Raw genomic sequence first — 24,111 nt, 5'->3', positions numbered from 1 at the left:
CTCACCTACTTGTTATGGATTTAATTAATATCCCCTAAATAAACCGGTAGTTGTTTACCTTTTACGTATTGTATTAGATATTCTCGCATTGTTTGTGGATAAAGCCTATAGCTTAGTATATTAGACAGTGGCAACCACTCTATTCCAAGTTGACCCTCATCAGGAACAATTCCATTACGAATTTGTTTACCATTCTCAATAAGGCTACATAAAAACATATATTCTGTTTGATGTACATTTGCATCAAATTCAGCGTGTTCATGATTTTTCCCTATATATTCACGAATGAATAAGAGGTCACCAATATATACATCTGCATTAATTTCTTCTATACACTCTCGCTTTAGAGTTTCATGTAGGTTTTCACCATGTTCTTGGCCACCGCCTGGTAAAAGATAATAATAGCCGTCTTTATCTTTCTTTTTTATAGTTAATAATTTGTTGTTTTGTATAATAATAGCTTTTGCTGAGTTTCTTATTTCCATGATATCTCCCATATTTTCTATTTTCTTTTCATATATATAAGTATAGGAATAACCAAAGTAACATTTAAATTTGCTTATTAATGGAGGGGATTACGTTGGCACTAGCACAGTATGTTAATATAGATGGTCTCAATGTCCATATAAATATAATAGGAGAAGGAGAGCCTATCATTTTTTTACATGGTGGCCCTGGTGGTGAGCATCGTTTTTTTCTTCCTCATGTTCTACCCTTATCTAAAAAGTATAAATTAGTTTTGTATGACCAAAGAGGCTGCGGTAAATCTGATCCCACGTCAAATAACGAGTATTCCATCGATGATGAAGTTAGAACTTTGGAGTTATTGCGCATGCAGTTAAAGCTTGATAAGTTGAATTTGTTTGGAGAATCCTGGGGTAGTATGCTAGCGCTTTGCTATGCAACAACCTATCCTGAGAAGGTAAATAAACTATTTTTAACAGCAGCCATTGGGATTAATCAGAGAGGTTTTAAGACATTTGAAAAAGAATTACTAAAGAAAATATCGCTTAAAGACAAGATAAAACTTATTAGAACGGAAAGAAACTTAAATAAAAAGACCGCTTCTGTTGAAGATCTGCTAGATATCATCGATCCCTACTATGTGTACTCACCAAAAAACTTATTACTAAAAAATAATTGTACTATGAATCATACTGTAAATCATGTGGTTGTTGAAGACATTGAGGATAAATATGATATTACGGATAAGGTAGATAGATTAACTGATATCCCAATTCTTGTTGCCCAAGGTAGTCATGATATACTCTCGCCTTCATTAATCAAAAAACTATTAATCGATTATATACCACATGCAAGATTACATGAGATTGAAAACTGCGGGCACTGGACTGTTATAGAAAAGGCAAGTGAAATAAACACCCTTGCACAAGACTTTTTTAATAACTAAGGATATCTAGTAAGAGTTTCCTACACAGTAGAAAACTCTTCTGATTAATCTTTATTTGGACCAAACACACGCTTGCCTGCCAAGCGCTTCCTTAATGTTTCTTTCCAACTTTCAGCTAGAAACTCACAGGATGCTAGCTCTTCCGCAAGCTTTAAGTCACCTTTTTTCTCATACATGACTTCATTACAGCTGGCAATAGTCCATTCGGGATATGGTCGTTCTAGAAGAGTTAGCTTTTCCCCTCCATGAACTACTCCCTCCTTCAAGACACGAAAATACCAACCAGTTCTTCCTGTTTCTTGAATTTGAACTGCTAAGTCCAATGTACGATGACGACGGGCTGGTTTCCAACAAGGCCGTCTTGGCTGAGAAACTTGTATAATCGACTCACCAAATTGGTAGGTATCACCGATGCACACCGAATTCTCGTCCATAAACTCAACGGCTAAGTTTTCGCCCATACCACCTATTCCAATACTTTCAATTCCTTGTTCATTTTGCCAATAGTCGTAATGACTAACCGAATAAGCAAAGACTGCTTTCTCTGGTCCGCCGTGATTTTTCTTATCTGCAACCTCATCACCTTTTAGACCAATTTCACTTAGCCAAATATTATTTGTAGTATCTGTTTTAAACATGCCACTTTCCCATTGTTTATCCAATGGATTTGAAGCATCGGGATCACCAACTTGTTTCACTTTCCCTACCAATAGTTTCTCCACGTATGGTATTTGCAACTTAATTCTCCTTCACTTGAATATATCTATGATATTTTAATGTTATTTAAATTTATTATAATCGCAGAACAAAAACTAACGGATGCGCTGACTAACATTGCTTATTGTCAATACCTTTTTTGGGTGTAAGGCTATTAATGTAATAATAACATAATTTTTCCAACTTTTTATCTCTTTTTCCAGTAAAAAGCGCTAATCCCGTATATCTAATGGGATTAGCGTTACTTTTATTCTAAGACGGGTATCTCAATTTTCGAAGGTAAGCTATTGTCATGAAAGATGCTTGTAGTAATTTGGGTGAGATTTGAACGATAAGCCGGAAAGTCTACCGCTCCTAACTCCACCATAATACGATGTCCTTGCTTATAAACATGATAGTCTGCAAAAGTTTGGAACTCACTCTTGGCTGGAACAAACGGGAAAGTAGAGCTAAACTTATTAACCCCTCTAGTCATTAATGTTGCGTTTCCTTGATGGTCAACATCGTAAAACTTAGCAGATAACTGTATGCTATCGCCGTTTGTAGCCCCAAAAATAGTTAGCTCAGGTTGGCCAAATACAATCAAATCTTCATCTAATGGCTCCGAATAATAATAAACATTTCCAACCTTTAGGTTAAATAATTGAAGATTTACATCCGTAACACCCGATAATGTTCCCAGAAAATCGTTTGGATCGGCTTCACCTAGTATAGGATCATCCTCAATTCCATTGAATGGATTCGTTATCATGAGATCCGTCGCTTGTGGAAATAGCGGTATTCTAAGCGCGAGCTTTTGGTTTCTTTGTAGGTAGAATGATAGGTTGTTTACAGTTGGTAGTTCATGATAAGTTCTCAATAAATCTATCCATTCTCCAACCGTAACACTTTCCTCATAAGTTCCAGGCTCAGGTGCAATTTCTACTCGATTTTCTAGTACTTTTAACTGTTTTTCACCTTTTAACCAATAGTTAAACCATTCATGAATACTCTGGAACATATAGTTAACTTCCCCCGTTTCCATATTGAGGCTCGCTGGGGGATGGCCTGTATTTCCTAAATAGAGTTTTACGTTTGAATTTTCACCGTCCAACTTTTTATATAAATCTATTGCTTGTTCTGCCGGGAAAAGATAGTCTTCCCATGCCTGTAACATATATATCGGAACTTCATAAATAGAATTCTCTTCCATATTTTGGTTTACAAATTCACCATCAAGTAATATAGAGCGTTCTTCAGCCATTTCTCGTATGGCCTCATCATTTACCCCGGTAGCTGCGTATGTTAGAAGCTCATAGATAAGTGGGTCTGCATTTCCCAAGGCAAGTAGAGCTAAACCGGTATCATACGACATCTTCATTACACCATTGGGATAAAGTGCTTGGTAAAGGTCTGTCCAGCCAACGATTGGTGCAATTGTCTTCACTTTTGGATATCTTATAGGGTCACTTAATTGATTTCTAGGATCAGTAATAACTAAACCATCGGGAAGTACATATGTATATGGATCATAATTCGATGCAGCAGCTAAATAAGCGTGTCCTCCACCATATGACACTCCTGTCATACCAATCTCTTGTGGATTAATTTTTATTTCATTGGAATAAATAGAAGTTGCATTGTCCTCATAGGAATTCCTATTATCTAGAACAAAATATAATAAACTATGCAAATCCTTCAGTTCTCTCTTACTTGCAATCTTAGCCGGATCTCCAGACTGACCAAACCCACGTGTATCATACGTCAATACGGCATAACCGTCATTCGCTAGTTTCCTAGCAAATTCAGGAAATCTCATCTGTGTACGATCTCCTCCCCATCCATGTACCATAACAATGAGAGGGTACCCTTGTTTTGGCACTTTCATAGATTCGGGCGGTAGATAAACACTCCCAACAATCTCAGTTCCATCATCCATCGTAAAATATACGTCATCTTGTACACGAGTGTCATCATTTGCTTCAATTGTAATTGCACTCAAAAAGATAGAGCCTATCATAAGTATAGATACAAGACCAATTTTTATTAACCTATTCATAAAGCCATCCTCCTCCTTATCTTACATTTTCTAGTAAAGGGGATAGCTAAACAATTCCTATAAATGTAGGTTCATGAATAGAGCACCTACAAATTAAGTGCTTATAACGGACTTTTCTACTGCACCAGTATGAAAGAAAAGTCCTCAATTCTTCATCTACACGTGGATAGCCAATAGACAAAAAAGAAGAACCCCTAATAGATGGATTCTCCTTAATACTTCATTATTTCATTTTGTTTATATTTTCTTGAACAGCATTAATCACCGCTGCTCTAAATCCACTATCTTCTAAGCTTGCTACAGATTCAATTGTTGTACCACCTGGTGAACAAACATCATCCTTTAGTTTAGCCGGATGTTCACCGGTTTCCAGTACCATCTTCGCTGAGCCCAAAAGAGCTTGCGCAGCAATTCGATATGCCTTTTCTCGTGGCATACCATTTCGAACTGCTGCATCTGCTAAAGCTTCGATGAACATATAGCCAAAGGCTGGTGAAGAACCGCCTACAGCACTCGCCGTGTCCATTAAGCTCTCATCGATAACTTCCGCTCTACCAAAACTCTCGAATAAGTTTTTTATTAAAGCTTGCTCTTCAATAGTCACTAGTTCATTAAAACTAATAGTCGTTAATCCTTCTCCAACGAGAACAGGTGTGTTGGGCATTGCCTTAACGATTTTTACACTTCTATTAAACTGTTTTTCATTTTGAGCAATGGTTTGACCAGCAGCAATTAAAACAATAATGTTATCTTCTGATACTATATCTTTTATTTCATTAATTACAGTTGGATATTGGTCGGGAGTAACAGACAGAAATACTACATTACAATTTCTAACCACGTCCTGGTTATCCTCTGCAATATTAATTCCATAAGTTACTTTTAAATCGAGTAGCTTTGGCATCGTTCGATTCGAAGCATATATGTTTTCCGGTCGCACATATTCAGAATTTACTATTCCCCCAATGATCGCTTCTGCCATATTCCCACTACCTATAAACCCTATTTTTCGCATCAAAAAAAGTCCTCTCTAATGGTGTCATAAAGTTATAGTTTAGTATAATGAAGAAATTCTTGCAAACTCAAAAAAACTATAGTCAAAGATTCATAGAACTGTTATCTTAATCCTATAACAAGTTAGAGGTGAACAATTTGAACTGGATCGTATGGTTAATTATTGCATGTGAAATTGGCTTTTGGGTATTTATTTTACTTGGTCTAGTGATGAGGTATGTGTTAAACAAGAGGTCATTAGGGTTGTTATTCCTAGCAATGACTCCTATTGTTGATTTAATTCTTCTCGTGGCAACAAGCTACGACCTGTACCAGGGTTCAATTGCTACAACTGCCCATGCACTGGCAGCAATCTATATTGGGGTTTCTATAGGTTTTGGAAAAAGCATGATTCGTTGGGCAGATGAACGGTTTAAATATTATGTGACCAAGTCAGGACCAAAGCCAATAAAACTTTTCGGTATGGATTATGCAAAGAACTATTTTAAAGGTTGGCTTAGACATCTACTGTCTTACATAATAGGGGCTTCATTAATAGGGGGGATTTATTTCTTAATTAACGATTCAGAGCGAACACTGGCAATGATTCAAACACTAGGAATATGGAGCATCGTGCTAGTGGCAGATTTAGTTATTTCATTAACTTACTTCATTTTCCCTAGAAAACAAGTATCAGGATAATAATTACAATTATAATAAAAACAACGCTCATTCCTGATTAGAGGAATGGCGTTGTTTTATTTAGTAGTGATTCCGATTGGGCTCGAACCAACGACCTCCACCCTGTCAAGGTGGCGCTCTCCCAGCTGAGCTACGGAATCGTATTAGGATATTGTAGCATTAATTATATGTATTCTATAACAACCTGTCAATAATTATATTTGCTGCCATACCCCCTCCCTCTTCCTATAACACACGCAAATTTATTTCTAAACACGAAATAAATTCTTGGAACAAAACCTGTTTATCCTTTATAATAAGAAAGCACTATATTTTTATTTTAAACACAATTTCGACAACGGGGGTAAAATTTACGTGAAAACAGTCTTTTCCTTTATAAAACCTTACAAATTACCCGCTATTGTTGCGTTCCTTCTGATGCTTGTTGAACTCGCCGTCGAACTACTATTACCATTTTTCCTTGGTAAAATGATCGATGACGGGGTTCTAACTGAGGACTTAAACAATATTGTAATGTGGGGTAGCATCATGATTGGTCTAGCATTACTCTCCTTCATATCAGGTATAACCAATTCCTTTTATGCATCGCATGTCAGCTGGGGGTTTGCACATGATCTTCGCGAGAAACTCTTTCGTAAGATACAGGAATTTTCCTTTGCAAATTTAAATCGCTATCCAACCTCACATCTTATGACCCTATTCACAAATGATGTTCGTCAAATTCAAAACACTATATTTATGGGATTACGAATTATGGTGAAAGCGCCACTTATTGCTTTCGGTGGAGTTATTATGGCGTTTATTGTAAATCCTAAATTAGCTATCGTATTTCTCATTACGGTTCCTCTTCTTATAGGCTTCCTTCTTTGGGTTTTAAAGATAGCATCTAAAATGTTTAACCGTGTACAAACGTCTATTGATAATGTGAACCGTGTCATGCAGGAAAACCTTGCAGGGATGCGATTAATAAAAGCTTTCTTCAGACGAGATTTTGAGGAAGATCGTTTTACTGATTCAAATACAAACTTACGAGATACTACTAGAAAAACATTTCGTTTTATAGAAGCATCCATGCCAATACTCTTGTTTGTCATGAACTTAAGTATTATAGCTATTATTTGGTTTGGAAACGTGCAATCCCTCTCTGGGACGGCAGAAGTCGGGGATGTTGTAGCAATTGTTAACTATGCTATGCGTGTTGCGATGGCAATATCCATGTTTTCTTTCATTATAATGGCTGTATCACGGACAAAAGCTTCCGCAGAAAGAATTAGTGAAGTTCTTGTGGAAAAGGTTGATTTACTTGATAAGCAGGACGCCAATGGAAATCAAAAAGTAAGGAATGGAAAAGTTGAATTCCAAGATGTTTCCTTCCAATACGCTACTTCTAACGACCTAGTATTAAGTAATCTGTCCTTCACCGTACATCCGGGAGAGAAGCTTGCCATTATTGGAGCTACTGGGGCTGGGAAATCATCCTTATTCCAACTTATTCCTAGGTTATACGATGTAACTGGAGGAGAAATCTATATCGATGATAAACCTATCTATTCCTATAAATTAGAAACACTACGTAAAGCAATTGGATATGTGCCCCAAAGTCCGCTATTATTCAGTGGTCCTATTATAGAAAATATATCTTGGGGTAAAGATGATGCCACACAGGAAGAAATATTAAAAGCAGCTAAAGACGCCCAAATCCATGATACGATTATGGATTTACCGAATCAGTACCAAACCCAAATCGGGCAAAAAGGCGTGAACCTATCTGGAGGGCAAAAACAGCGTATTTCCATCGCAAGAGCGCTAATTCGCAAGCCTAGAATTCTAATGTTGGATGACAGTACGAGTGCACTTGATTTAGCTACAGAGTCAAAATTATTAAACGCTATTCAAGATGACTTAAATACGCTACTCATTATTACGCAAAAAATCTCTACAGCGATGAACGCTGATCGTATCTTACTATTAGATGAAGGAAAAATGCTTCATATAGGCACACATGAAGAGTTACTTGTGCATTCTGAGCTATATCAAAAGATTGTCGAATCTCAATTTGGAAAGGAGTATCCAAATGTCCATTAAACAGCAGCTTAAAGATCCTTTTCAATATGAAAAAATACCGATAGAGAACATTTCTGAAGAAGTCACTAAGAAACGGGCAAAGAACACTTGGGGAACAATTAAACGGATAGGTTCCTATCTCGCACGTGAAAAAGCACGGCTTTGGCTAGTTGTACTGATGGTATTAATCAGCTCAGCAATGAGTCTTCTAGGTCCATTTATGGTAGGAATGGCGATTGATGAATTTATCGTCAAAAAAGAAGTGGCAGGTTTAGGAATGCTTATTATCGGACTAATTATTGTTTACTTATTCCATTCCCTATCTATCTTCCTTCAAGGTTTCTGGATGATTGGTATTGCACAAAACACCGTTTATGATTTACGGTCCGAGTTATTCCATAAATTTCACCGTTTACCGATAGCTTATTTTGATAAAAGACAGCATGGGGAATTGATGAGCCGTATTACTAACGATATCGATAATGTAAATAACACACTTAATCAATCAGTTATCCAAGTCTTTTCAAGTGTTCTGACATTAATTGGGACTGTCGGAGTTATGCTCTATCTAAGCCCTATTCTGACATTAGTTACGATGTCCATCATCCCAGTTATGTTCTTTGCTACTCGTTGGATTACCAAACGTACTGGTCCATTATACAAACTGCAGCAAAAAAGATTAGGTGAACTAAATGGCTATGTAGAAGAAACAGTGTCGGGACAACACGTTGTTAAAACTTACTCACAAGAAGAAAGAGTAATTAGTGAATTCGAGCTTAAAAATAAAGATTTAAACCATTCTGGGTTCTGGGCTTTAACGCTTGCTGGGTTTATACCGAAAGTAATGAACATGTTAAACTTTTTAAGCTTTGGTATGATTGCCCTTGTTGGTGGGATACTCGCGATCAATACTACGCTAGTGACTGTTGGTACGATAGTTATTTTCACGGAGTATTCTCGTCAGTTTACACGTCCATTAAATGAACTTTCCAACCAGTTTAATTTACTACTTTCAGCCGTTGCTGGAGCAGAGCGTGTGTTTAATGTTATTGATGAAGAGGAAGAAGAACTAGATGAAGGGAAAGCAATTGAATTAGAACATACAAAAGGACATGTTAAATTTGAGAATGTATCCTTCGGGTATGAAGATGAAACCATCTTAGACCAGATTAGCTTTGAAGCAAAAACAGGTCAATCCGTAGCCTTTGTAGGCCATACAGGAGCTGGTAAAACAACCATTATCAATTTAATTTCCCGCTTCTATAATTATGACAGTGGAAAAATTTCACTTGATGGGATTGATTTAAAGGATATCAAACGGTCAAGTCTTCGCTCCCATATGGCTTTCGTTCTACAAGATTCGTTCCTCTTCCATAATACGATTATGGAAAATATTCGTTATGGCCGGTTACACGCAACAGATGAAGAAGTTGTTGAGGCAGCAAAAAAAGCAAATGCTCATGATTTTATCGAACAATTACCGGATGGCTATGACACCGTCTTAGATCAAGACGGTAGTGGTATTAGTCAAGGTCAAAAGCAATTATTAACGATTGCAAGAGCATTTATTGCCGAACCTACAATTCTTATCTTGGATGAGGCGACCAGTAACATCGATACGATAACCGAATTAAAAATACAAGAAGCTTTAAAAGAATTAATGAAAGGTAGAACGAGCTTCATCATCGCCCATCGTCTAAATACAATCCAGGAAGCTGACCAAATCATTATGTTAGAACATGGTCGGATTCTTGAAAAAGGAAATCATGATGAATTATTAAAATTAGAGAGTAATTACTATAACCTGTATAAGGGACAGCTTAAGGAAGTCGTTGGCAGTTAAGATTACAACTAAAGAGTTTCATGATAAACTAAAGGTAGTAATCTTGCTTATGGGGTGAACGTATTGGGCAGAAAAGGTAAAATGTTAGAAAAAGAAATTAACAGTAGCTATCTTGACGAAAAAATGACGCTAAAGATTTACCAACCAGAATCTTTTTCACCGTTGTATAAATATCATATTTGTATCATGCAGGATGGAAATGATTATTATCAACTTGGACGTGTCGCGACTTTTAGTGACAGGCTTCATGATGATGCTGAGATTGAGAATACCATTTTCATAGGCATTCATTACAAAGATCGCTATGATCGATTAAAGAAATATCATCCTTCAGGCGAGCAATATGATGCTTATACTAAGTTCTTAATGAAAGAAGTCATTCCATTATTAGATGATACCCTCCCTACTTATCATATGGGTGGTACCCGTGCTTTAATGGGTGACTCTCTTGCTGGTACATTAGCATTAATGATGGCAGTCAAGTATCCAAATACTTTTGGAAAGGTTATCATCCAGTCGCCTTTAGTTGATGATGTAGTACTAAAAGCTATAGAAGATGCTACAAACTTAGAAGCATTAGATATATATCATACAATTGGTACTGCTGAAACAAGTGTAGAGACTACAAAGGGACCTGGAGTGGATTTCTTAACACCGAATAGACAGCTAAATAAATTGCTGAACCAAAAGGGAATGACCTATTATTATAAAGAAATTCCAGATGGTGAACATACATGGAAATACTGGCAGAAAGATATGGAAGATGCTTTAAAAACAATCTTTGGTGATTGAAAAAATTCCAAATATTATCTATATAGGTAAAAAAACACTTTTCTTTCGAATAACTTTAGTATAAATTTAAGAGAACAAAGATATTACGGAAAAAATAATAGGAGGGTTAATTATGAAATATGGTATTGCTATTTTTCCATCTAAAAAAATTCAAGATGAAGCCAATTCTTATCGTAAACGTTATGACCCGCACTACGCATTAATTCCACCACACATCACGATAAAAGAAGCATTTGAAGTAGACGATGATGTAATAGATGAACTAATTCCAGAATTAAAACGGATTGCTAATGAAACAGATCCATTTACTATTCGGATCAATAAAGTTAGTTCCTTTGTTCCTGTTACCAATACGATTTACTTAAAAGTAGAACCAGATGAAAAACTGACTGCTCTTTATGAAAAACTTCATACTGGGCAGTTTCCTCAAAATAAAAAGTTTGCTTTTGTTCCACATATCACCATTGGACAAAAATTGCTTGATGATGAGTATTCCGATATTTTTGGTAGATTGAAGATGAAGAGTTTTCAATTTGAAGAAGAAGTGGACCGCTTTCAGTTGCTGTATCAGTTAGAGAATGGGTCTTGGACAGTGTACGAATCATTCGTCTTTGGAAAGGAACTTCTATGATTGTAAAGATTGCAGAATCTACTGAAGAAAAGCAAGATGCCTATCATGTACGCACCGTGGTTTTTGTTGAAGAACAAAACGTGCCACCAGAAGAGGAACTTGATGACTACGATGAATTAGCTATTCACTTTATCGGTTACGAGGATAAAAAGCCAATTGCAGCAAGTCGTTTACGTTTTGTGGAAGAGTATGGAAAATTGGAACGTATCTGCGTGTTAAAAGAATACCGCGGACAATCTCATGGAAAAGCAATCATCCAAGCTATGGAAGATGTTATAAGTAACAAGGGATACGTTAAGGCAAAATTAAATGCGCAAACCCATGCTGAAGAATTCTATCAAAAATTAGGATATAAAACGGTCTCAGGGGAATTTCTAGATGCAGGAATTCCACATGTGACCATGATAAAAGAATTAATCTAAAACAGTTCGTAACCAACGAGCTGTTTTTTTTACGGTTACAAATCCCCTTTTCGGTGCATGACATACAACTTTTCGGTAAAGATAAAATTGGAAAGGGGACGTTAAAAAGTGCTTTCATATTCTCAAATGTTGTGGGATACTCTTTTCGGCTTTTTTGCTTTATATTTACTCACAAAAATCCTTGGTAAAACACAAATTTCCCAATTGACCGCTTTTGATTTTATTTCAGCAATTATTCTAGGTGAACTTGTAGGTAATGCAATGTTCGATGATAAAGCGGGCGTATTAGAAATGGCATTTGTTCTTTTTCTGTGGGGAGGATTACTTTACATTATTGAAATAATTACACAAAAGTTTAAGGGAACGCGCTCCTTACTAGAGGGGTCCCCTGAAATAGTCATCCGTAGAGGTAAAATGATCCGTGACGTCATGAAAAAGAACAAGCTAGATACAAATCAACTCCAACACCTTCTTCGTTCAAAAGATATCTTCACCGTACGAGAGGTTGAATATGCTATTCTTGAAACGGATGGCACCCTTTCTGTGTTAAAAAAGTCAGACTATCAAACACCAACTCGTAAAGATATGAAATTAGCTCCAGAGCCAGAAAATCTATCTGTAACACTAATTAATGATGGAGAAATAGTATATGATAATTTAGAGGAAAAGAATTTGACAGAGGAATGGTTGAAGGAACAGCTTATCGAACAAGGTTTCGATAATGTGAAAGACGTATTTTACGCGGAATATATGAAAGATGAAGAACTACTAGTTTTACCATTTGTGAATCGGGGAAAGCCCAAAAAATAAAATGCTATTAAAGGCCCATATTAACGGATGTGGGCCTTTTCCATTTCTTTTATTCTTACAGCCATTTCATCAAAAAACTTTGGAAAAGCTTCACGTTTTCCCTTCACTTCATAAAGCTTATTCGTTTGGAAATAGTGTCTTCCCAGTGCAACCCCAATTGGATAATCAATAGCATGGGCGGCGATTAAATCCTCTGCACGATCAGCTTCATATCGTAATAAAAAATCAGTTCTTAATACCATCTGAATATCTCCTAATACAGGATATGGACCATTAATCACTAACTTGCGTGAATCAATAAAACCATGTTTATCTTTAAGTGTTGTAGCTCCCGCTAACTTATCATCAAGGGCTGCAAAGTAAATATTCTTAACTTTTGAAAGAATAATTGCCCCAAAACATTGAATACATGGCTCCATCGTTGAATAGATTCCTGCCTCTCCCAAATGTTGATAATCATTCGATTCCAACTGGAGCAACACATTCATTTCAGCATGTGCTAATCGGTTGGAACAAATTTGATTTATCGGTGCAGTTTCTTCATGAACTCTATTTCGACCTTCTATGATTACTTTCCCTTCACGATCAACAAGAACTGCTCCGATTGGTATAGAACCATTATTATAGGCATCCCAAGCTTGTACAAAGCTCCTTTTCCATGGTTCTGATAAATCTTCCCATCTCATGAAAGCTCCTCCCTATTCTCCTTTTTTCAATATCATACCATATCGAAAAAAGACAGCCTAATATTCATTAGACTGTCCGTTAAACTCGTTCATTTATAAATATTCCGATGCCAGTAAATTCTGCATAAAGCTCTTCCGTATCCATATAATGAGAAAGCGTATCGATTGACTGGTCTGACATACTATTTATCTTTTGATTACGTAATTCCGCTTCTTCCTGCACCTCTTCATATCTCGATTTTAATATCACTTTATATGGCTTTTCAACGGAAGCGATCGTTCTCTTCTTTGTGACCATTCTTTTTTGGTAATCGGCATACTCATGTTGTTGAATCGGTAATATATATCCCATATTACTACCCCCTCAACCTCTTTATAAAGCTATTCGTAATATTCTATTCATTTGTGACGGTTATTACTACAATATTACCCTTCCATTCGTTTTTCTAGCTCTCTCATCCAATTTTCAATTTCTTTGATTGTTTTTAAATAACGACCATTCCATTCATGCATTTCCTTTTCAAAAGAAATCATTTTCTTTTCTGGATGCTGTAGCCACTTTTCATTTTTGGCTAGATGTTTTTCTATAATACCAAGATTCTTTATCAATCTATCGGTGTCCACGTCATCTCCTCCACTCCCTAATGGTAAAAAAAAAGGCAGCTAAGCGCTGCTATGGTTATGGATTATGGTAAACTTATTCATAGTATTAAATCCAAGAAAATGGTCCGCGACCTCTATTATCATCTTCGCGATTAACGCTTTCACTACTACTACTACTACTGCTGCTACTACTGCTCGATTCCAGACTGTCTTCCTCGTCCCTTCTATATCCACCAAAAATTGGATCTGGCCGTCTTTTTGGTCTGATGATCACATTCTCCGCTTCAATAACAAGGTCTTTCACTCGAATTACTCTTCTATTTTCAGACATCATGGTCCCTCCTTCATGATATTGCTCCATATTAGTCTATGTAAAGAACCCAAATAGGTATGGTCAAAAGCCCTTTTTAGACCTGCTTTTTCTTCCGCGTTTAAAAATCCAGTGCATTTCAAGGTACTATGATAAATATCGTTCATGTGCCCACACCATATAGCGTCATACACATATTCTATTAAAGACAATAAGTCAATAAGCATTAGAAAGGAGAAATGTTTCATGGGTTGTGGCCATGGTAGAGTAGAAGGTGCAGCAACAAGAGAAAACTGCGTATGTGAGATTCTTCGTGATATTGTAGATGCTCAAAATGATGTAGTTGAGAACTGTTGCGACACTAGTTGTGAACAATCAATTAATGATTTATTAGGTGAAACAGATCCAGGTAATGGTTTAGACACAGTGCCTGTAATTCTATACTGTGCAGGTGATTGTAAACCATTTAAAGGATTTGGTGCTAAGCGTGGAACTACTTTAACTAATCCGATTGGGGAAATGAAATCCAGCTTCATCTTCCGCGTTAAGAGAGTAACAGATGACTGCTGTGCAGTTCTAGAATTATTACGTGACCCTCAAGATCCTTGCACTTGTGACCACCTAAAAGATCCTTGTGACCAATCAACAGAAAATCTAGAGAACACAGGTATCTGTATCACTGTAGACCTAGATTGCTTCTGTCACGTTACTTGCTTACCAGCAATTAGTGTATTTGACTGATATTAAAAATAACACCATGGAAAAATAATTCCATGGTGTTTCTTTTTTTAAAATCCTAACAAATTTATTTCTAAGATATCCTCAAAGTTTACTCGATTTTGTCTTCTTCCTACCCTTATTAGCACATCGTTTTCTTCTTTATCTAAAATTACTCCACGATACTTTCGCTCAGTGGTTATCACTTCACAGCGCATTCGAGGTAAATGACTAGGTGTATGGACAAAATAATCAACCTTCTCCAATAACGTCATATCCTTAAACTTTTTCCGTTCCCCATTTTCTTGGCTAAGGGATTCTTCAACGGTCATCAATTCTTCTTCTTCTATTTCCTGTACAAGATTAGGTCCCCTTCTCTTAATTACTCTAGGTTCCTTCACTTCCTCTGTAGCTCCTTTGGTAAAAGAATTTAAGCTAGGTCTCTTTTTAATCACATTTTGTGTTGGCTTTTTTTCTATTTCTGTTGGAGTTGGTGCTGCTGGTCTTTTCTTTCTTGGCGATTTATAGGAATCCTGCATTGGTGCACTTGGTTTGCTTATAGTCGGTTGTTGAATATACATTAAAGGCTCTCTTGCAAACTTCTTTTGGTTTGGCATGTTTTTAACCCCTTTCTCATTCATTCTCAACTTATTATATGAACTGGTGTATTGAATTGTGTTATATGCCTATGGGAGAGGATTATGTGGAAATTGAATGGAGCATGATGCAGAGTGATGTTAGTGAATGATTGAATAAGTGCCTTTATTCGTCAACTTAATGCGAGTTTCCTAATGAGTTAACGATTAGACAACCTCTATTCGTCAATTCAAAGCGAATCTCCTAATGAGTTAAAGATTAGACACCTTCTATTCGTCAACTCAAAGCGAATCTCCTAATGAGTTAAAGATTAGACACCTTCTATTCGTTAACTCAAAGCCAATCTTCTAATAAGTTTACGATTAAACAACTTCTATTCGTTAACTCAATGCAATTTTACTGATGAGTTAAAGTTTATAAACCTCACCTATGTAAATTGAATCAAGTTCAATTAAAAAAAAGCAGGAGGCTATTCCCCTGCTTTCCAAATCCTATATTAGTAAACTCATAAACGTTGTAGCCAGACCAAAATAAATCAATACAGAAATAATATCATTAATAGTAGTAATAAATGGACCTGACGCTACTGCTGGATCAATTTTTAATCGATGCATTAGTATCGGTATTAGTGAACCGGCAAGGGTTGCAATTACTAGCGTAGCCATGATAGACAACCCTACAAGAAGTCCTAAATACAAATTATCTTGCCATAAGAAAATAACTACAGAGATAATTATTCCACATACAGTTCCTGTTATTAGTCCTGTCCCGGCTTCTCTTAATATCAATTTTAACTTTCCAGTATCACCATACTCACCTGTAGCAAGTCCCCGGACAGCAACTGCAAGCGCTTGTGTACCTGTATTTCCAGCCATTCCAGCAATTAATGGGATGAAAATAGAGAGTACAGTTACCTTATTTAACGTGTCCTCAAACTGACCGATTAAACTCGCAGTTAAAAGACCTAAGAATAATAATATAATTAACCATGGCAATCGTTTTTTCGCTGCAATTAAGGGACTTGTATCGCGTCGTTCCCCATCTGTAATACCAGCGAGTTTAGAAAAATCTTCGCTTGCCTCTTCTTCCATAACATCTAGAATATCATCAACTGTAATAATTCCTAATAGATGCTGTTGAAAGTCGACTACTGGAACAGCAAGAAAGTCGTAATCACGCATGTTTTTGGCTACTTCTTCTTGATCCTCAGCAACGGAAACATGAAAGACCTTTTCATTCATAATACTTTCTATCTTCGCATCATCCTCTGAGATAATTAGATCTCTCAAGGAAAGTACACCTGCTAATCTTTTATCTTCATCCACAACATATAAGTAATAGATTGTTTCCGCATCTGGCCCCTCCTGTTTTAGTTGGACCATTGTCTCTTTTACTGTTTGCGTTTTAAAGACTGAAATAAATTCAGTCGTCATAATACTTCCGGCGGTTTTCTCTTCATAGTGCAGAAGATCCTTAATATCCTCAGCGTCTTCATCATCCATGATGGTTAAAAAGCTAACGACCTTATCCTTGTCCATTTCATTTAGAATATCAACCGCATCATCCGTTGCCATCTCTGCAAATACCATCGAAGCAAAGGTTGGATCCATTTCTGTGAAAAATGGCTGGATGTCATCAAGTTCAATATGCTCCATCATGGCTGCAGCCTCTTCAGGCGATAGGTAGCTATAAATTAACATTCGAACATTTGCTTCTACTTCCATGAAAAACAAAGCTTGATCATAAGGATGCATGTCCAAGAAATAATCTCTAAATCGCTCAATGTCCTGGTTCTCCAAATATTGGGTTATTTTTTCAAATAATTCTACTTTCATTTCTTCTTGATTTTCCATGGTGCACCCCCCTTTTTATAGTTATACCATACCCTTAAACGTAGTTCATCTAACATAGGAAAGATGGTATAATAATATAATGCTTAAAAAAACAGTTGATTTCGTGTAAACTTAATTAGAAGAAAGAATCATAAAGAAAGTTAGGACTCTGACATGAATACTAATAAAAATAACATTGATTATACATTAATTTCAATCGTAATACTGTTGGGGATTGTTAGTATATTTACGATTAACACAGTAGAACCAACCCTTCCAGCTAAATATGCAAACCAAAACTTCTTATTAAAGCAGATTGTATGGTATTTCGGCGGAGGAATATTAATTGCCTTAATTATGCTCATTGATTATGACCGTTTTAGGCAACTAACTTGGATATTATACGGTACTGGTTTGACGATGTTACTGATGTTGTTTTTCAGGTTCCCAGGCCCAATTATCCATGAAGTAAATAATGCTGTCAGTTGGTTTAAAGTGCCAGTACTGGGAACTTTTCAACCTGCTGAAATAATGAAAGTAATACTAGTTTTAACACTGGCACATGTTATGTATTTTCATAATCAAAAGTATGTAAAACAAACTGTTAAAAGTGACTTATGGCTATTGGGGAAAATTATTGCTCTATCCTTCCCACCAATGGCACTAATAGCAGTACAACCTGACTTAGGTAGTTTCCTAGTACTAGCTGCAATCACCGCTGCCATGATACTTGTTTCTGGTATTAGCTGGAGACTGATACTCAGTATTGTCTCCATTGCACTAGGTGTAATCGGATTGATCATTGCAGCATATTTTCTTTTTCCAGATTCCATTGCTGTTTATTTACAAGAAGGCGTATTTCAGCATGTATCTAGTCGTTTTTATGGTTGGTTTTATCCAGAACAATATTCTGACTCAGGTTACCAACTAATTCGGGCTATGATGGCAATAGGCTCCGGACAGTTATTCGGTAAAGGTATCGAAGCAATGCAAGTAAATGTCCCAGAACGGCATACAGATATGATTTTCACAGCGGTCGCTGAACAATTTGGTTTTATAGGCTCAAGTATTGTAGTAACATTATTCTTCCTGTTACTTTACCGCCTTATCCATATTGCCATTCAAAGCAATGATAGCTATGGTAGCTTTATCGTAACGGGAATTGTTGGTATGTTCACATATCAAATCTTCCAAAATATCGGTATGTCAATTCAATTACTTCCGATAACTGGACTTCCGCTTCCTTTTTTAAGCTATGGTGGTAGCTCGACCTTAACATATCTCATTGCAATTGGGATTGTATTAAATATACATTCTCGAACGAAAAAATATATGTTTGAATAAGCGAGAATAGCAAAAACTATTCTCGCTTTCCTTTTATTTGTGAGGTGAAAAAATTGAAGATAGATGTGATTGGAGATGTCCACGGCTGTTTTGAAGAGCTCTGTTCGTTATTTATGGAATTAGGCTATGAAAAAGAAGAAAGTATTTATGTTCACCCAGATGGGAGAATTCCTGTATTTGTTGGTGACTTAACAGATCGCGGTCCTGAGTCTCTTAAAGTGATTCAACTCGTATATGAAATGGTAGTCAAACTAGAAAAAGCAAAATACGTACCAGGAAATCACTGTAACAAGCTATATCGTTTCTTCCTAGGCAATAAAGTTAAACAGCAACATGGTCTAGAAACTACTGTAGCTGAGTTTGAGTCTTTAGATAATAAACAGCAGGCGAAAATACGTCAACAGTTTATGGAACTATACGAAGGAGCACCTTTATACCTGGAATTTCCAGAGGTAAATGCCGTTGTTGCACATGCTGGAATAAAAAGTTCTTATATAGGTCGTCACGATAATAAGGTAAAGACCTTTGTATTGTATGGAGACATTACAGGTGAGTTTGATGAGTCAGGAAAACCAATACGAAGAGACTGGGCTCAATCCTACCATGGGGATACCTGGATAGTTTACGGACATACTCCAGTCTTAAATCCACGTATTGTAAACAAATCAATCAATATCGACACTGGTTGTGTGTTTGGAAATAAATTAACTGCTTTTAGACTACCAGAAGAAACTACGGTCTCTGTTTTGTCTGAACAACCTTTTAACGAAGAAAAATTTAGATCCTTTCCAGACTAGTTCGTTTCTAGTCAGAAAGGATCTTCTTCATATCCTCTGGTAAAGGTGCGTGAAGCGTCATCTCTTCTTTTGTTTTAGGGTGTTCAAAAGTTAGAGAATAGCAATGTAAGGCGTGACGTTGAATGACATCCTTCTTTCCACAATATAGGTCATCACCGACCAATGGGTGGCCTAGATGAGAGAAATGAACTCGAATTTGATGTGTTCTCCCAGTTTCTAGCTGAACAGCTAACAAAGAATAACTGGATGTTTCTTTCAGCATTTCATAATGTGTAATTGCTCTTTGTCCATCTTCTCTTACCATTCTCTCTATAATTGAATCTTCTTTTCTCCCAATATTTGCATCAATAATTCCTTGTTTGGGGTTAATTGTTCCTTCAATAATAGCATAATATTTCCGTTTCACTTTTCCTTGTTGTTGTGAGGCAGATAATAGGGAATGACTATATCGGTGCTTCGCAATTAATAGTAGTCCTGACGTATCTCTGTCTAGCCTCGTAACAACGTGCACAGTATATGGTATATTATATTTTTGATAATGCCATAATACCCCGTTAGCTATTGTTCCCCCTTGATGATGATGGGAAGGGATAGTCGCTATTCCTGCTTGCTTGTTAATAACCACTAATGAATCATCTTCATAGACTATATCTATTGGAATTTCCTCCGCTTGCATATAAGTCCCTTTTAATTCTTCTGCGAATTCCACTGCAACTATATCACCAGCTTTTAATATGTAACTCAATCTTACAATTTTCTCATTGACGAGTATTTTTCCACCATCATAAATAAGGCTTTTCAAGATACGTCTAGAAAAGCCTTGCTCGTTACGTAAGAAATCTCGTAAAAATAAACCTTCTGATTCTTTCTGAATGATCCACTCCATCAATATTTCACCTAATCACTAATTATTATCATTAATAAATGAGTCCCTTACTCTATTCCAGAAAGGAAATGGTCTAAACCTTGCAAAACGGATTCTTTCCTTCGCAACTCTGCATTGAATGGATTTCACATTTGTATAATTATGTGTATTATGATCAATCGTAATAAAAAAGCTTCGATCGACAATCGGCTTTAATAAACAGGTATGGTGCTTTGGTAAAATTAAAGGAGAGCCGATCGTTCGAAATACTCGGTTATTGATAGAAGCCATTTCTGTTAATTGAATTGCTTCGAGTGACGGGTGTAAGATTCCACCGCCCAATGCTTTATTGTATGCCGTACTTCCGGAAGGTGTTGAGATACATAAGCCATCCCCACGGAATGTTTCAAAGCGTTCCCCGCGGATTTCAACATCAAAAACAACCGAACTTTCCGGCGTTTTAATGGTTGCCTCATTCAGTGCTAGGTAAGTATCTACCTTATTCCCTGTCTTCGAACGGATAATAACTTCTAATAATGGATATTCCACGATTTGATATGGTGTTTTCGCTATCTCAATAACTAATTTTTCCAGTTCCTCGGGTACGTAATCTGCGTAGAATCCTAGATGACCTGTATGTATTCCGATAAATGCTGTTTCACTCAGACGATGATTATATCGATGAAAAGCCTCTAGAAAAGTTCCATCTCCCCCAACAGAGATTACCAAATCTGGTTCTGCTCTATCATAAATCAGATCAAAATCAATTAAATGCTGCTTCATCTTCACTTTAATTTTATTTGATCGTTCGTCTCCCTTGGAAATTATTTTAAACTTCAACGTTAAACCCTCCCTATACTACTCGATTATTTTCGATGAAAAATCCGTTGAGCTTCTTGTATTTCTGTTTTTATTTTTGACATTTCCTCATCCAGCTTAAAGGCTGCCTCTGCAGCACGTTGCAACCTTTTCTTAATATCTACCGGGATCCTTCCCTTGTACTTATAATTTAGCGAGTGCTCATTCGTAGCCCAAAAGTTCATGGCCATCGTCCGAATCTGCAATTCTGCCATAACCACTTTGTTGCCGTGTATCGTCTCTACTGGATATTCAATTATCATATGAAATGAACGATAACCACTCGCCTTCTTCTCTGATAGATAATCCTTCTCTTCGATAATTTTAAAATCCTTTCTTGACCTTAACATGTCAACAACGGTATAAATATCATCAACAAATTGACAAACTACTCGAAGACCTGCAATATCTTGAATATCTTCTTCGATTCGATCAAATGGAATTTTTCTCTTTTCCGCTTTTTCTAAAATACTTTGAACAGGTTTAACACGACCTGTAATGAATTCTATTGGTGAATGCCTAGCTTCATATTCAAACTGTCGGCGCATTCCTTTTAGCTTTACTTTTAGTTCTTCTACAACTTGTGAATATGGTGCAAGTATTGCTTCCCAATTCATATAAACACCACCTGTGACTATAGACATAATTCGTCTTTATTTTAACACAAAGTAAATAGATATTCTTTGCATATTTACTTCAGATTAGCCATAATCAATGTAATTAATAGGAAGTAGGAGGAACATCATGGCACAAGAGATAGAAATTGAGTTTAAAAACCTACTAACAAAAAAGGAGTATGAGTTCCTTTTAACGAAGCTCCCATTCCCTAATGGTCAGGAGCAAATCAATTATTATTTCGAAACACCCGATTTAAGACTTCGAACACTTGGCTCTGCATTACGTATTAGAAAAAAGAAGGATATGTATCAATTAACATTAAAGCAACCTTATCAGGACGGGTTATTGGAAACACATGATGAATTAACTGACGAAGAAGCTAGAGAATGGATGAATGGTAATCCCATTCCGAAAGAATATACAACCAAACAATTAAATAATATGGGAATTGAAGTATCAGACTTGCAGTACTATGGAAGTCTTCAAACTACTCGTAGAGAATATAAAGAAAAAGGAATAATCTACGTCCTTGATCATAGTAAATATCATGATCAGGAAGATTATGAACTAGAAATAGAGGCAACTGACAAAGAGTCTGGATTAAAAGCTATGGATACCATACTTCATACCTTTGGAATCGATAAAAAAGACACTCCTAACAAGATTGCTCGCTTCTTTCAAAGTCTAGAGAACTGATAGATAATCAGATTATTTGCCCAACGTCAATTTTTGTTGCTACAATATAGACACAATTATGAAGGAGTCAATTTATCGTGAATCATCGTTCAATATATGAGGCAATAGGTGGATTTGAAACAATTGAGAGACTTGTCCAGGCATTTTATAAACGTGTTGGAAGCCATCCTAAGTTAATACCTATCTTTCCCGAGGATTTATCAGAGACTGCAAGAAAGCAGAGTTTATTTTTAACTCAGTTTTTCGGTGGTCCACCACTTTATACCGAAGAACGTGGACATCCCATGATGAGACGAAGACACCTACCGTTTGAAATTACCCCATCTAGAAGAGATGCTTGGTTAGAGTGCATGGAAGCAGCATTAGAAGAAGCACGAATTGAAGAACCATACCGAACAGCTATATTTGAAAGGTTGACCATGACAGCCAATCATATGATGAATACACCTGAACCATGAACCAAAGAAAGGAGAATCGATGTGAGTTGGGAACTACTTGAGCTAGCTAGCTCACAGAGAGCAAACACATCGTCCGAATATAGTTGCGATACTGTTAAAAAGCCAATTGAAATTTATGTATTTATCGACCCGATGTGCCCGGAATGCTGGTCACTTGAGCCGTATTTAAAAAAGCTATCAATTGAATATGGACGTTTGTTTACCATAAGACCAATTATTTCTGGTTCTTCTAAACCACTTAACCATGATGACTTTAACCAACCAAGAAAACTTCGAGAAATATGGGAACGTACCGCTTCCAGAACTGGTATGAGCTGTGATGGTGACTTATGGCTAGAGAATCCGATTCACTCACCTAAGAAAGCCTATTTAGCCATAAAGGCTGCCGAGTTTCAAGGTATACGTTATGGAAAGGTATTCTTACGAAAAGTACAAGAAAGTTTATTCCTTAAAAAGCTGGATATTTCAGATGAAGCTGTTTTGTTGAATTGCGCAAAGGCAGCAAAACTCGACTTACAAGAGTTTCGTAGGGATTTATATTCTGTCACCGCAAAGAAAGCCTTACAATCGGATTATAGATTAAACCATGAAATGGATATTGATTATATGCCAACAATGGTCTTTTTTCATCGAAATATCGAGGAGCAAGGTATTAAAATTTCTGGACTGTATCCTTACGAGATTTATGTACGGGTATTAAGTGAAATGCTTGACCATCTTCCAATTCCTTCTCAACATCCTTCGCTAGAGGAATTTGTGAAAGGTTATGGTGTAGTTGCAACGAAAGAGGTATCTGTCGTATATAACTGGTCGGTGGAAAAAGCAGAGCGGGAAATGAAGAAACTACAACTTAAGCAAATTGTAGAAAAAATCCCTGCAAAACATGGATCATTCTGGAGATTTATTAAAAAATAATAACGAAATCATTCACATTATATAGAAAACAAGAAAACCAAGGATTTCCTTGGTTTTCTTGTTTTTCTTGTTTTTTGACAAAAATAAAGGATATACGGGGCAGCGTATATCCTTCTTTTCTCACTTCTTTGTATTAAAACAAAGGGGGATGGGAGAAAGTTTCATGATCAAACAAAGGGGTTTTGTTTGTGATTCATCTCACATATATAATATATCAGCCTCAAGATAATTTGGCAATAAGTTTGTACTTCATTTCACAAATTTGTCACTTCTATTATTTCACCCTTGTTCATATATATATAATAGACAGATTTGATGTATAAGGGGGAGTTAGCTTATGCGAGAATTACTTCCATACCTATTCATTATCCTTACCTTTTTTGCGGTCTTGC

At 36.5% G+C, this 24,111-nt stretch carries 27 protein-coding genes and 1 tRNA gene; 14 read left to right on the top strand and 14 right to left on the bottom strand.

Features of this window, described 5'->3' with window-relative positions; all coding sequences use genetic code 11:
- Nucleotides 1–20 precede the first annotated feature (20 nt).
- Nucleotides 21–485 carry an NUDIX domain-containing protein gene (locus tag TE34_RS16550; protein WP_047985930.1) on the bottom strand — a complete coding sequence of 155 codons (465 nt, stop codon included), beginning with the start codon at nucleotides 483–485 and terminating at the stop codon, nucleotides 21–23.
- Nucleotides 486–580: 95 nt separating this feature from the next.
- On the opposite strand from TE34_RS16550, the gene TE34_RS16545 reads away from it, so the two are divergent.
- Nucleotides 581–1,411: an alpha/beta fold hydrolase gene (locus TE34_RS16545; RefSeq protein WP_053075114.1), complete on the top strand. Its 831-nt coding sequence runs from the start codon at nucleotides 581–583 to the stop codon at nucleotides 1,409–1,411.
- Nucleotides 1,412–1,455: 44 nt separating this feature from the next.
- Here the strand turns inward: TE34_RS16545 and TE34_RS16540 are convergent, their stop codons facing one another.
- From TE34_RS16540 to proC, 3 genes are all read right to left on the bottom strand, one after another.
- Nucleotides 1,456–2,148 (bottom strand): MOSC domain-containing protein, encoded by a 693-nt coding sequence (locus TE34_RS16540; RefSeq protein ID WP_047985929.1) that lies wholly within the window; start codon nucleotides 2,146–2,148, stop codon nucleotides 1,456–1,458.
- 227 nt (nucleotides 2,149–2,375) lie between these two features.
- Nucleotides 2,376–4,166: an alpha/beta fold hydrolase gene (locus TE34_RS16535; RefSeq protein WP_047985928.1), complete on the bottom strand. Its 1,791-nt coding sequence runs from the start codon at nucleotides 4,164–4,166 to the stop codon at nucleotides 2,376–2,378.
- A 223-nt stretch (nucleotides 4,167–4,389) separates the two neighbouring features.
- Nucleotides 4,390–5,184: a pyrroline-5-carboxylate reductase gene (gene proC / locus TE34_RS16530; RefSeq protein ID WP_047985927.1), complete on the bottom strand. Its 795-nt coding sequence runs from the start codon at nucleotides 5,182–5,184 to the stop codon at nucleotides 4,390–4,392.
- 134 nt (nucleotides 5,185–5,318) lie between these two features.
- Between proC and TE34_RS16525 the strand changes: the two genes are divergently transcribed.
- Nucleotides 5,319–5,861, top strand: coding sequence for a hypothetical protein (locus TE34_RS16525; RefSeq protein ID WP_047985926.1), 543 nt, complete (start codon nucleotides 5,319–5,321; stop codon nucleotides 5,859–5,861).
- 67 nt (nucleotides 5,862–5,928) lie between these two features.
- Here the strand turns inward: TE34_RS16525 and TE34_RS16520 are convergent.
- Nucleotides 5,929–6,001 (bottom strand) — tRNA-Val (locus TE34_RS16520).
- A gap of 214 nt (nucleotides 6,002–6,215) precedes the next feature.
- On the opposite strand from TE34_RS16520, the gene TE34_RS16515 reads away from it, so the two are divergent.
- From TE34_RS16515 to TE34_RS16490, 6 genes are all read left to right on the top strand, one after another.
- Nucleotides 6,216–7,946 carry an ABC transporter ATP-binding protein gene (locus TE34_RS16515; protein WP_047985925.1) on the top strand — a complete coding sequence of 577 codons (1,731 nt, stop codon included), beginning with the start codon at nucleotides 6,216–6,218 and terminating at the stop codon, nucleotides 7,944–7,946.
- Nucleotides 7,936–9,768, top strand: coding sequence for an ABC transporter ATP-binding protein (locus TE34_RS16510; RefSeq protein ID WP_047985924.1), 1,833 nt, complete (start codon nucleotides 7,936–7,938; stop codon nucleotides 9,766–9,768). Before TE34_RS16515 ends, TE34_RS16510 begins: the two co-directional genes overlap by 11 nt.
- Before the next feature lie 63 nt (nucleotides 9,769–9,831).
- Entirely contained in the window at nucleotides 9,832–10,560 is a 729-nt protein-coding gene (locus TE34_RS16505) for an alpha/beta hydrolase (RefSeq protein WP_047985923.1), read from the top strand.
- A 112-nt stretch (nucleotides 10,561–10,672) separates the two neighbouring features.
- Complete coding sequence (locus TE34_RS16500; RefSeq protein WP_047985922.1) at nucleotides 10,673–11,191, top strand: YjcG family protein; 519 nt, start codon at nucleotides 10,673–10,675, stop codon at nucleotides 11,189–11,191.
- Nucleotides 11,188–11,613 carry a GNAT family N-acetyltransferase gene (locus tag TE34_RS16495; RefSeq protein WP_047985921.1) on the top strand — a complete coding sequence of 142 codons (426 nt, stop codon included), beginning with the start codon at nucleotides 11,188–11,190 and terminating at the stop codon, nucleotides 11,611–11,613. Before TE34_RS16500 ends, TE34_RS16495 begins: the two co-directional genes overlap by 4 nt.
- 108 nt (nucleotides 11,614–11,721) lie before the next feature.
- The gene (locus TE34_RS16490) at nucleotides 11,722–12,423 is read left to right on the top strand and encodes a YetF domain-containing protein (RefSeq protein ID WP_084710753.1); all 702 of its coding nucleotides are present in this window, start codon (nucleotides 11,722–11,724) and stop codon (nucleotides 12,421–12,423) included.
- A 20-nt stretch (nucleotides 12,424–12,443) separates the two neighbouring features.
- On the opposite strand, the gene TE34_RS16485 is transcribed toward TE34_RS16490, so the two are convergent.
- The 4 genes from TE34_RS16485 to TE34_RS16470 form a co-directional block, all read right to left on the bottom strand.
- Nucleotides 12,444–13,109, bottom strand: coding sequence for a nucleoside deaminase (locus TE34_RS16485; protein WP_047985920.1), 666 nt, complete (start codon nucleotides 13,107–13,109; stop codon nucleotides 12,444–12,446).
- Nucleotides 13,110–13,188: 79 nt separating this feature from the next.
- Nucleotides 13,189–13,461 (bottom strand): hypothetical protein, encoded by a 273-nt coding sequence (locus TE34_RS16480; protein ID WP_047985919.1) that lies wholly within the window; start codon nucleotides 13,459–13,461, stop codon nucleotides 13,189–13,191.
- A gap of 74 nt (nucleotides 13,462–13,535) precedes the next feature.
- Nucleotides 13,536–13,733, bottom strand: a complete 198-nt coding sequence (locus TE34_RS16475; protein ID WP_047985918.1) for a hypothetical protein — start codon at nucleotides 13,731–13,733, stop codon at nucleotides 13,536–13,538.
- 85 nt (nucleotides 13,734–13,818) lie between these two features.
- Nucleotides 13,819–14,043: a hypothetical protein gene (locus tag TE34_RS16470; protein ID WP_047985917.1), complete on the bottom strand. Its 225-nt coding sequence runs from the start codon at nucleotides 14,041–14,043 to the stop codon at nucleotides 13,819–13,821.
- Between the two features lie 225 nt (nucleotides 14,044–14,268).
- Here TE34_RS16470 and TE34_RS16465 point away from each other — a divergent pair, with 225 nt between their 5' ends.
- Nucleotides 14,269–14,763 (top strand): CotY/CotZ family spore coat protein, encoded by a 495-nt coding sequence (locus TE34_RS16465; protein WP_047985916.1) that lies wholly within the window; start codon nucleotides 14,269–14,271, stop codon nucleotides 14,761–14,763.
- Between the two features lie 47 nt (nucleotides 14,764–14,810).
- On the opposite strand, the gene TE34_RS16460 is transcribed toward TE34_RS16465, so the two are convergent.
- Together TE34_RS16460 and mgtE are read right to left on the bottom strand one after the other, a co-directional pair.
- Nucleotides 14,811–15,356 carry a CotO family spore coat protein gene (locus TE34_RS16460; RefSeq protein ID WP_047985915.1) on the bottom strand — a complete coding sequence of 182 codons (546 nt, stop codon included), beginning with the start codon at nucleotides 15,354–15,356 and terminating at the stop codon, nucleotides 14,811–14,813.
- Nucleotides 15,357–15,827: 471 nt separating this feature from the next.
- Complete coding sequence (gene mgtE, locus TE34_RS16455; protein WP_047985914.1) at nucleotides 15,828–17,189, bottom strand: magnesium transporter; 1,362 nt, start codon at nucleotides 17,187–17,189, stop codon at nucleotides 15,828–15,830.
- Nucleotides 17,190–17,342: 153 nt separating this feature from the next.
- On the opposite strand from mgtE, the gene TE34_RS16450 reads away from it, so the two are divergent.
- Both TE34_RS16450 and prpE read left to right on the top strand, forming a co-directional pair.
- Nucleotides 17,343–18,512: an FtsW/RodA/SpoVE family cell cycle protein gene (locus TE34_RS16450; RefSeq protein WP_047985913.1), complete on the top strand. Its 1,170-nt coding sequence runs from the start codon at nucleotides 17,343–17,345 to the stop codon at nucleotides 18,510–18,512.
- Nucleotides 18,513–18,565: 53 nt separating this feature from the next.
- A complete protein-coding gene (gene prpE / locus TE34_RS16445; protein ID WP_047985912.1) occupies nucleotides 18,566–19,309 on the top strand; it encodes a bis(5'-nucleosyl)-tetraphosphatase PrpE in 744 nt (247 codons plus the stop codon).
- A 7-nt stretch (nucleotides 19,310–19,316) separates the two neighbouring features.
- On the opposite strand, the gene TE34_RS16440 is transcribed toward prpE, so the two are convergent.
- The 3 genes from TE34_RS16440 to TE34_RS16430 are packed head-to-tail and all read right to left on the bottom strand — an operon-like array spanning nucleotide 19,317 to nucleotide 21,649.
- Nucleotides 19,317–20,195: an RluA family pseudouridine synthase gene (locus TE34_RS16440; protein WP_047985911.1), complete on the bottom strand. Its 879-nt coding sequence runs from the start codon at nucleotides 20,193–20,195 to the stop codon at nucleotides 19,317–19,319.
- An 18-nt stretch (nucleotides 20,196–20,213) separates the two neighbouring features.
- On the bottom strand, nucleotides 20,214–21,014 hold the full coding sequence (locus TE34_RS16435; RefSeq protein WP_047985910.1) for an NAD kinase: 801 nt from the start codon (nucleotides 21,012–21,014) through the stop codon (nucleotides 20,214–20,216).
- Nucleotides 21,015–21,040: 26 nt separating this feature from the next.
- Nucleotides 21,041–21,649: a GTP pyrophosphokinase gene (locus TE34_RS16430; protein ID WP_047985909.1), complete on the bottom strand. Its 609-nt coding sequence runs from the start codon at nucleotides 21,647–21,649 to the stop codon at nucleotides 21,041–21,043.
- 127 nt (nucleotides 21,650–21,776) lie between these two features.
- On the opposite strand from TE34_RS16430, the gene TE34_RS16425 reads away from it, so the two are divergent.
- The 3 genes from TE34_RS16425 (at nucleotide 21,777) to TE34_RS16415 (ending at nucleotide 23,719) form a co-directional block, all read left to right on the top strand.
- Nucleotides 21,777–22,346, top strand: a complete 570-nt coding sequence (locus tag TE34_RS16425; protein ID WP_047985908.1) for a CYTH domain-containing protein — start codon at nucleotides 21,777–21,779, stop codon at nucleotides 22,344–22,346.
- A gap of 77 nt (nucleotides 22,347–22,423) precedes the next feature.
- On the top strand, nucleotides 22,424–22,804 hold the full coding sequence (locus TE34_RS16420) for a globin domain-containing protein (RefSeq protein WP_047985907.1): 381 nt from the start codon (nucleotides 22,424–22,426) through the stop codon (nucleotides 22,802–22,804).
- 21 nt (nucleotides 22,805–22,825) lie between these two features.
- Nucleotides 22,826–23,719, top strand: a complete 894-nt coding sequence (locus TE34_RS16415; protein ID WP_047985906.1) for a ClpXP adapter SpxH family protein — start codon at nucleotides 22,826–22,828, stop codon at nucleotides 23,717–23,719.
- Nucleotides 23,720–24,111: the final 392 nt, after the last annotated feature.

It is taken from the genome of Ornithinibacillus californiensis (genome assembly GCF_001038485.1).
Classification (GTDB): Bacteria; Bacillota; Bacilli; order Bacillales; family Amphibacillaceae; genus Ornithinibacillus; species Ornithinibacillus californiensis.
The sequence above is the reverse complement of the archived record's forward strand: the minus strand, read 5'-3'. Positions and strand labels throughout refer to the sequence as shown.

Bases quoted from the DNA above. Each gene is read 5' to 3' on its own strand.
- TE34_RS16550 (WP_047985930.1), bottom strand. From the start codon at position 485: ATGGAAATAAGAAACTCAGCAAAAGCTATTATTATACAAAACAACAAA.
- TE34_RS16535 (WP_047985928.1), bottom strand. From the start codon at position 4,166: ATGAATAGGTTAATAAAAATTGGTCTTGTATCTATACTTATGATAGGC.
- TE34_RS16510 (WP_047985924.1), top strand. From the start codon at position 7,936: ATGTCCATTAAACAGCAGCTTAAAGATCCTTTTCAATATGAAAAAATA.
- TE34_RS16500 (WP_047985922.1), top strand. From the start codon at position 10,673: ATGAAATATGGTATTGCTATTTTTCCATCTAAAAAAATTCAAGATGAA.
- TE34_RS16495 (WP_047985921.1), top strand. From the start codon at position 11,188: ATGATTGTAAAGATTGCAGAATCTACTGAAGAAAAGCAAGATGCCTAT.
- TE34_RS16485 (WP_047985920.1), bottom strand. From the start codon at position 13,109: ATGAGATGGGAAGATTTATCAGAACCATGGAAAAGGAGCTTTGTACAA.
- TE34_RS16480 (WP_047985919.1), bottom strand. From the start codon at position 13,461: ATGGGATATATATTACCGATTCAACAACATGAGTATGCCGATTACCAA.
- TE34_RS16470 (WP_047985917.1), bottom strand. From the start codon at position 14,043: ATGTCTGAAAATAGAAGAGTAATTCGAGTGAAAGACCTTGTTATTGAA.
- TE34_RS16465 (WP_047985916.1), top strand. From the start codon at position 14,269: ATGGGTTGTGGCCATGGTAGAGTAGAAGGTGCAGCAACAAGAGAAAAC.
- TE34_RS16460 (WP_047985915.1), bottom strand. From the start codon at position 15,356: ATGCCAAACCAAAAGAAGTTTGCAAGAGAGCCTTTAATGTATATTCAA.
- mgtE (WP_047985914.1), bottom strand. From the start codon at position 17,189: ATGGAAAATCAAGAAGAAATGAAAGTAGAATTATTTGAAAAAATAACC.
- TE34_RS16450 (WP_047985913.1), top strand. From the start codon at position 17,343: ATGAATACTAATAAAAATAACATTGATTATACATTAATTTCAATCGTA.
- TE34_RS16440 (WP_047985911.1), bottom strand. From the start codon at position 20,195: ATGGAGTGGATCATTCAGAAAGAATCAGAAGGTTTATTTTTACGAGAT.
- TE34_RS16430 (WP_047985909.1), bottom strand. From the start codon at position 21,649: ATGAATTGGGAAGCAATACTTGCACCATATTCACAAGTTGTAGAAGAA.
- TE34_RS16425 (WP_047985908.1), top strand. From the start codon at position 21,777: ATGGCACAAGAGATAGAAATTGAGTTTAAAAACCTACTAACAAAAAAG.